Annotated in this window: 8 protein-coding genes; all 8 read left to right on the forward strand. The window is 36.3% G+C overall.

Features of this window, described 5'->3' with window-relative positions:
- The coding region (locus ACFSTH_RS11475) for a hypothetical protein (protein ID WP_377793677.1) at positions 1-264 on the forward strand (264 nt) is incomplete at its 5' end.
- 14 nt (positions 265-278) lie between these two features.
- On the forward strand, positions 279-461 hold the full coding sequence (locus ACFSTH_RS11480; RefSeq protein ID WP_377771021.1) for a hypothetical protein: 183 nt from the start codon (positions 279-281) through the stop codon (positions 459-461).
- Positions 462-474: 13 nt separating this feature from the next.
- Entirely contained in the window at positions 475-852 is a 378-nt protein-coding gene (locus ACFSTH_RS11485; protein WP_377771019.1) for a hypothetical protein, read from the forward strand.
- A gap of 33 nt (positions 853-885) precedes the next feature.
- Positions 886-3,339, forward strand: a complete 2,454-nt coding sequence (locus ACFSTH_RS11490) for a polymorphic toxin-type HINT domain-containing protein (protein ID WP_377771017.1) — start codon at positions 886-888, stop codon at positions 3,337-3,339.
- 71 nt (positions 3,340-3,410) lie between these two features.
- On the forward strand, positions 3,411-4,226 hold the full coding sequence (locus tag ACFSTH_RS11495) for a hypothetical protein (RefSeq protein ID WP_377771015.1): 816 nt from the start codon (positions 3,411-3,413) through the stop codon (positions 4,224-4,226).
- Between the two features lie 139 nt (positions 4,227-4,365).
- On the forward strand, positions 4,366-5,013 hold the full coding sequence (locus ACFSTH_RS11500; RefSeq protein ID WP_377771013.1) for a hypothetical protein: 648 nt from the start codon (positions 4,366-4,368) through the stop codon (positions 5,011-5,013).
- 119 nt (positions 5,014-5,132) lie between these two features.
- Complete coding sequence (locus ACFSTH_RS11505; RefSeq protein WP_377771011.1) at positions 5,133-5,504, forward strand: hypothetical protein; 372 nt, start codon at positions 5,133-5,135, stop codon at positions 5,502-5,504.
- A gap of 82 nt (positions 5,505-5,586) precedes the next feature.
- Positions 5,587-6,072: a hypothetical protein gene (locus tag ACFSTH_RS11510; protein ID WP_377771009.1), complete on the forward strand. Its 486-nt coding sequence runs from the start codon at positions 5,587-5,589 to the stop codon at positions 6,070-6,072.
- Positions 6,073-6,367: the final 295 nt, after the last annotated feature.

A 6,367-nucleotide genomic window follows, 5' to 3' on the forward strand; every position in this document is an offset into this window, starting at 1 on the left:
ACGAATCGTCAAGCAACCAAGCAAAGCGCCGTCATGGAAGATAACACCTTTACTTATGATGCGTTAAACCGTATAGCGACTTCTACCTTATTCGACGAAAGTTATACGTATGATAAACGTGGTAATCATCAGACGTTAGCGACGGAAGCAACTCCACTGGATAGCTTAAATAGTGACTATGCCTATGATGAATGGGATCGTTTAACTAAAGTAACGACGGAAGAAGGAAAGGTTCAACAGGTAGAACAACTGCAAATAATCTGAATGAACAATTGGCAATGAAAGAAGTTTTATCAACACCACTTAAAGGAGCTAAAGAGCTAACGAAAGTCACTATGACGGATAAAAGATGGTTGGCAAATGATGGATGGACTAAAATGAGCAAAAATGTTAATGGAACAGAGATTCACTATGTGTATAACAAAAAGACAGGACAGTTTGATGACTTTAAGTTTAAGTAAAGGTGGTGCAAAGATGGATGATACTCTAATAAGTACCGAGAATCATTGTTTAACTATGGAACATTTGTATACAGTTGAAGGATATCTAACTTTATCTATAGGTGTAAGGTCTGGAGTATTTGTAGGGAAGTCAAATTTCTGCATTTCAGAGGAGAAACTTGGGTTATTTATTCAATCCATTAAAGAGATAAATGATAGACTATTAGGTGATTCAAGAATGGATGATTATGATTCTGATGCTCATATCATTTTTGGAGCAAATAAGTTAGGGCATGTAGTTGTCTCTGGTCAAATTGGGGGAAGTCATGAGGAACACAGTATGCGATTTAAGTTTACTTCTGATCAAACAATACTGGAGGGGCTTGTGTACCTGCTTGATTCACTAATTTAATTGTGACATATTTTTTCTTGACCTTTGGGGGCGGTGATCCCCAAGGTCTTTCTTTTTACCCCACCCAGTGATGAATTTGGTAGATTAATAAAAAATGTGGATGCATTAGGTGCAGCAGAGAAATTTTATTACGATAAAAATGGAAATAGAATGAAGTTAATCGATAAGCGTAAACAGCAATTTACGTACGCCTATGACAACAGAAATAGATTGCTATCCAAGCAAGGACCTTCTGAGAAGATAGCCTATAGTTATTTTAACGATGGTTCTCTTGCTTCGATGACAGATACGACAGGAACAACTAGTTATCAATATGATCCGTATACTGGCGATCTCACTAAGCTGACATTTGCTGATGGAAAAACGATGACTTATACGTATGATACGCTAGGTCAACGAACAAAACTAAAAACACCATTTGACGATGAAATCGGCTATTCCTATACGTCTGTCAATCAGTTACAGCAATTAACGTGGAATAGTATTGTAGAAGCGGATTACGAATACTACTTAAATGGACAAGCAAGGAAAGAAGAACAAGGTAATGGCGTGAATGTAGCAAGAACCTATGATCAGTTTAAATTAGCTACGTTACAATACGAAAATGAAGCAACCACATTAGGTCAACAGTATCTATATAACTATGATCAAACTGGTAATATAACGAATCGTCAAGCAACTAAGAACAGTGTAATGATGGAAGATAACACGTTTACTTATGATGGGTTGAACCGTATAGCGACGTCTACCTTGTTTGACGAAAGTTATAAATATGATAAACGTGGTAATCGTCAGACGTTAGCGACGGAAGCAACGCCACTGGATAGCTTAAATAGTGACTATGCCTATGATGAATGGGATCGTTTAACCAAAGTAACGACGGAAGAAGGAAAGGAAGTCACTTATCGTTATAATGGTGACAACCTACTGGTGGAACGAAGTGAGGAAGATACGACGATCCGCTATTACTATGACGGTCAACAGATCCTATCCGAAGCATGGGTGGATCCAGATGGAACAGTACGTGAAAAAATAAGTTATTTACGTGGAAATAGTCTAGCTATGTTAGAGACAGCAACAGGGGAAAAAGGTTATTATATGGTCAACGGTCATGGTGACGTGACTGGTATTACGGATAGTGAAGGCGAATTACTCAATGAGTACACGTACGATATCTGGGGCAAACCACTGGAGCATTCCGAAACGATAGAGCAATCTTTCCGCTATTCTGGCGAATATTGGGATGAAGAGACGAATCTACAATATTTACTTGCACGTTGGTATGATCCAAGCATTGGACGGTTTATAAATGAGGATACGTATGAAGGGAATTCAGGTAATCCACTTAGTTTGAATTTGTATACGTATGTGCAAAATAATCCGTTGAGGTATATTGATCCGAGTGGGCATTGGTGTGAATCTGCGGCTAAGGATTCAAGCGGTAAGTCTCTATATTCACACGCAGGTGACTGTAATAGTCCAACATCTAATTGGAGTGCTGACTACAAGCATCATGGTGACCTAATAAGGATGGGGAAAAACTTTGTTGGACCCTTGCGAACGTATAATTATTACACAGAAACTCCAATAGGAGTTATATACAATGATTGGGGAAAATATGGAGATCCTGTTTACCGGAAAGCTCCTACAGACCTACAGGATATATTAAGATCATTTGCATATTCCGAATCGTTTAAGAATGGTATGGCACTGGAATACTTCATAGCAGGTGTTACGTCAGTTAATTTACGCGGACTTGATAAAGTTGTCAAAATACCTAAAATCAAAAAAGCAACTGGTTGCAATTGTTTCACAGAGGGTACAAAGGTTCTAACAAACGAAGGGGAGAAACCTATCGAGGAAATCGAGGTAGGTGACAAAGTCTTAGCCAAAGATGATAAGACAGGCGAGATGGCATACAAGGAAGTTGAATGGCTCTTCCAACGGGACGTTGAAGAAACGTATAGTATAACTGTTGGTGACGAAATCATTACGACAACCGATGAGCATCCGTTCTGGATTGTCAGTAAAGGTTGGGTGGAGTCAAAGAACCTTGTGGTGGGCGAAGTTCTAACAACTTCTGATGGTAAGGAATTGGCTATTGAGAAGATTGAGGTTAAGAAGGAACATAAGACTGTCTACAATTTTAAGGTGAAGGACTTCCATACGTATTTTGTATCGAACCTTGGAGTTTGGACGCATAATAGTTGTAAACCTGCCTTTGTTACAAATAATAGAGTTCCAATCGATAAGGAAACTGCATTAGGTAACGGTGCATTTACAAAAACTAAAATTTCTCCTGTTAAGGGTGCACAAGTTTACAAAAAAGGAGATAATTATTATCACAGAGATACTTTCCATAAAGGAGAGGGCTCTCACTTAGAAGTATACGATAAAAGGGGTAACCATATTGGAGAAGCAGACCCGTTCACAGGAAACCTGATTCCTGGAACTCGAGACCTTGACAAGAAGATAAATGTTAAGTAAGGAATGAAATGGGCAGGACGCGGGAGTTTCCCGTGTCCTGCAACTAAAAGTATTTAATGGGTGGTGTCTAAGTGAGGATAAATCTGCTAAAGGAAGGCTTTATTGAAGATAATGATGTATACGTTCTCGAATGTCTTCAAGAAACAGTTATTGTTAATAACAATTATCTTGGAATCAATTTATATAACAAGAACTTAGAACAACTTAAATCTATTAATATTTTCGAAGGCATATTAATTCATACCGTTTTTAAGCATCCGTATAAAAATGAGGTCATATTATATTGTCCTGATAATCAAGTATTTGTATACCTAAATTTAGAAAAATCATTTCAAAAAGTAGTGAATTTTATAGGTAATATGGATGAGTATGGTTTATCAAGTGTTTACTTTTGGTCAGGAAATGAAGTTCTCTTTTTTTGTGGAAACAAGAAATATTATCGAATTAAAATTGGTTTTTTTTCTCTAAAGGAAATCGACCTGTTAGAACTTGAAAAAGAATATCCAACCTTTTACACAATGTTAAACAATTCGAGTAAGTATCTACTTCATGAAGGTGGGACTGAGATACTAACTTATGAGGACAGAATTAATAATGAAATAATATATTTAAATTATAAGAATAACGTTAGAATTGCATCGAAAATTCCGAATAAGTTAGGTCACGAAGTGATGCATCTAGATAATGGGTTATTTTTATCGGTTCATGAAGAATTTATTCAAGGAATTAGAGAAGGTGTAGAAGTAACAATAATTGAATCAGTCCCACCTTACACAATATTTAAAGCTAGAAAGCAGAATGAACAAAATACAAATTTTATTGTTTTAAGTGGAAATAAATCCAACTCACAACAGTGCATTTTGTCACGATATGAAGTAGAATACTGACTTTTACATTGAGCCTTGAAGGAATTTATGTTCCTTCAAGGCTTTTCTATGACCGACCCAGTGCCGAATGAATAGGGCGGCACGTCTAGAATGAACTTTACCATCATCAGCCCGTATCAAAATTCCATCAAAATTGTGTATGCACACGACAGGAACAACTAGTTATCAATATGATCCGTATACTTGTGATCTCACCACTAAGACGTTTGCTGATGGAAAAACGATGACTTATACGTATAATATGCTAGGTCAACGAACAAAACTAAAAACACCATTTGACGATGAAATCGGCTATACCTATACGTCTGTCAATCAGTTACAGCAATTGACGTGGAATAGTATTGTGGAAGCGGATTACGAGTACTATTTAAATGGACAAGCGCAGAAAGAAGAACAAGGTAATGGCGTGAATGTAGCAAGAACCTATGATCAGTTTAAATTAGCTACGTTACAATACAAGAATGAAGCAACGAACTTGGGTCAACAGTATCGATATGACTATGATCAAGCTGGTAATATAACAAATCGCCAAGCAACAAAGCAAAGCGTAGTTATGGAAGACAACACGATTACGTATGATGCACTTAGCCGTATAGCGACTTCTACATTATTCGACGAAAGTTATACGTATGATAAACGTGGTAATCGATCAGGGAAGTTAATTATTTTTACGAACGTCTCCCTGGTGATAGACATTTCTAGGAAAATAACTCTTTGTACCACATGCGAGTGTAACAACTCCATGTGGTTTTCTTTATGTAAATATTTTAGCTTAGTTGTAAAATGAAATGCAACAGCTAGATAAATTTATTTGCTTTCAGGAAATTTCAATACAATCTAGAGAATCAAGCAGATTCAATTAGAATTTCTTATTATGAAACTCTAACAAATCCAAGTATGGGAGAAATGAATGCAGCTAAACAAGCAGGTTATTTGTTTGGTAGAAAGGTTGATTTAGGTGCGGGATGGAGTTTTAGGGAAGATAGTGGAAGTTCGGGGAATGGTACCAAAGATCATATACACGTCAATGATCCGAAGGGAAAACATTGGTCTCAAAATGAAGACGGCACAATTCATGACAAGAAGAAACATAGCCCAGGAGATCTACCTGGTTGGGTGAAAGACGGTTTAAAGAAAAAGGGTGATTGGGATTGGGACGAAAACAAAAAGAAACAAGATAGATTGTATAAACATTTTAAACCTGGTAATGATCCCTACAACCCTAAAAGTCCAACACCTCCTATAGTACCTGTAGTTCCACGTATTATAGTAATATAATATTTCGAGGAATTTATAATTGTAGAAGCATCGCTGTATACCTTGTTTAAAATAAGAAACTGATATTAATTGGAGGTAGAACATGAAATATTTCAAAAATAGTATTTGGGAATTGATTAATTCCGAAGACCTAGTTGAAAAGAGACAAGCTAAAGAGTTATGGAAGTTGAATGCTAAGATGTACTGGACGGAATTTTTAAAGTTAAGAAAAAGATTACCTAATGGAGTATTTGATATATTTGAAAAAAATGATTTTCATGATTTTGAAATCAAGGAGTGCTTAATTCAACATACTGTAGCTAATGGAAAACCAGCACAGTTTCAACTTAAAATCACTGATGGTTATGAAGAGTGGGTGATTCAATATAGTAATATTAATAAACTTTGTTTTAAATTTGATGATGATAAATGTATAGAGAATTTTGGGATAAATATCGACTGTTGGGGTTATCATGAGTTGTTAGAGATTGATGAGAATAATATTTCTCACGAAATATTATTTTCGTCTGGTACAACATTGTTAGTATGTTTTGAGAATAAGGGATTGTCCGTAGAAAAAGTGAAGTGAAATTGATGCTTATAGTTTGGTAATCGCTGAATTAATTTCAACGGAACTAGGTCTTAACTCAGAAATGGAGGATAACCGATTACATTACTATAGAATTAATATCATAATATAAAGCAAGATGGGGCTGTCCAATAAGTTCCCAAAATAAATAGGTTGGTCGAGAAAACGTGAAGTTTTCCGACTAGCCTTTTTTCGTACCTGCTTTTGCAAGAATGTAGCGAAGTGGATACCCGCCACCTTCAGTAGATTGTGGGCTAAAGCCACAATTCCAAACTCGACGTGAACTTTCTCCAAC

This window comes from Paenibacillus yanchengensis (assembly GCF_042684845.1).
Classification (GTDB): Bacteria; Bacillota; Bacilli; order Paenibacillales; family Paenibacillaceae; genus Pristimantibacillus; species Pristimantibacillus yanchengensis.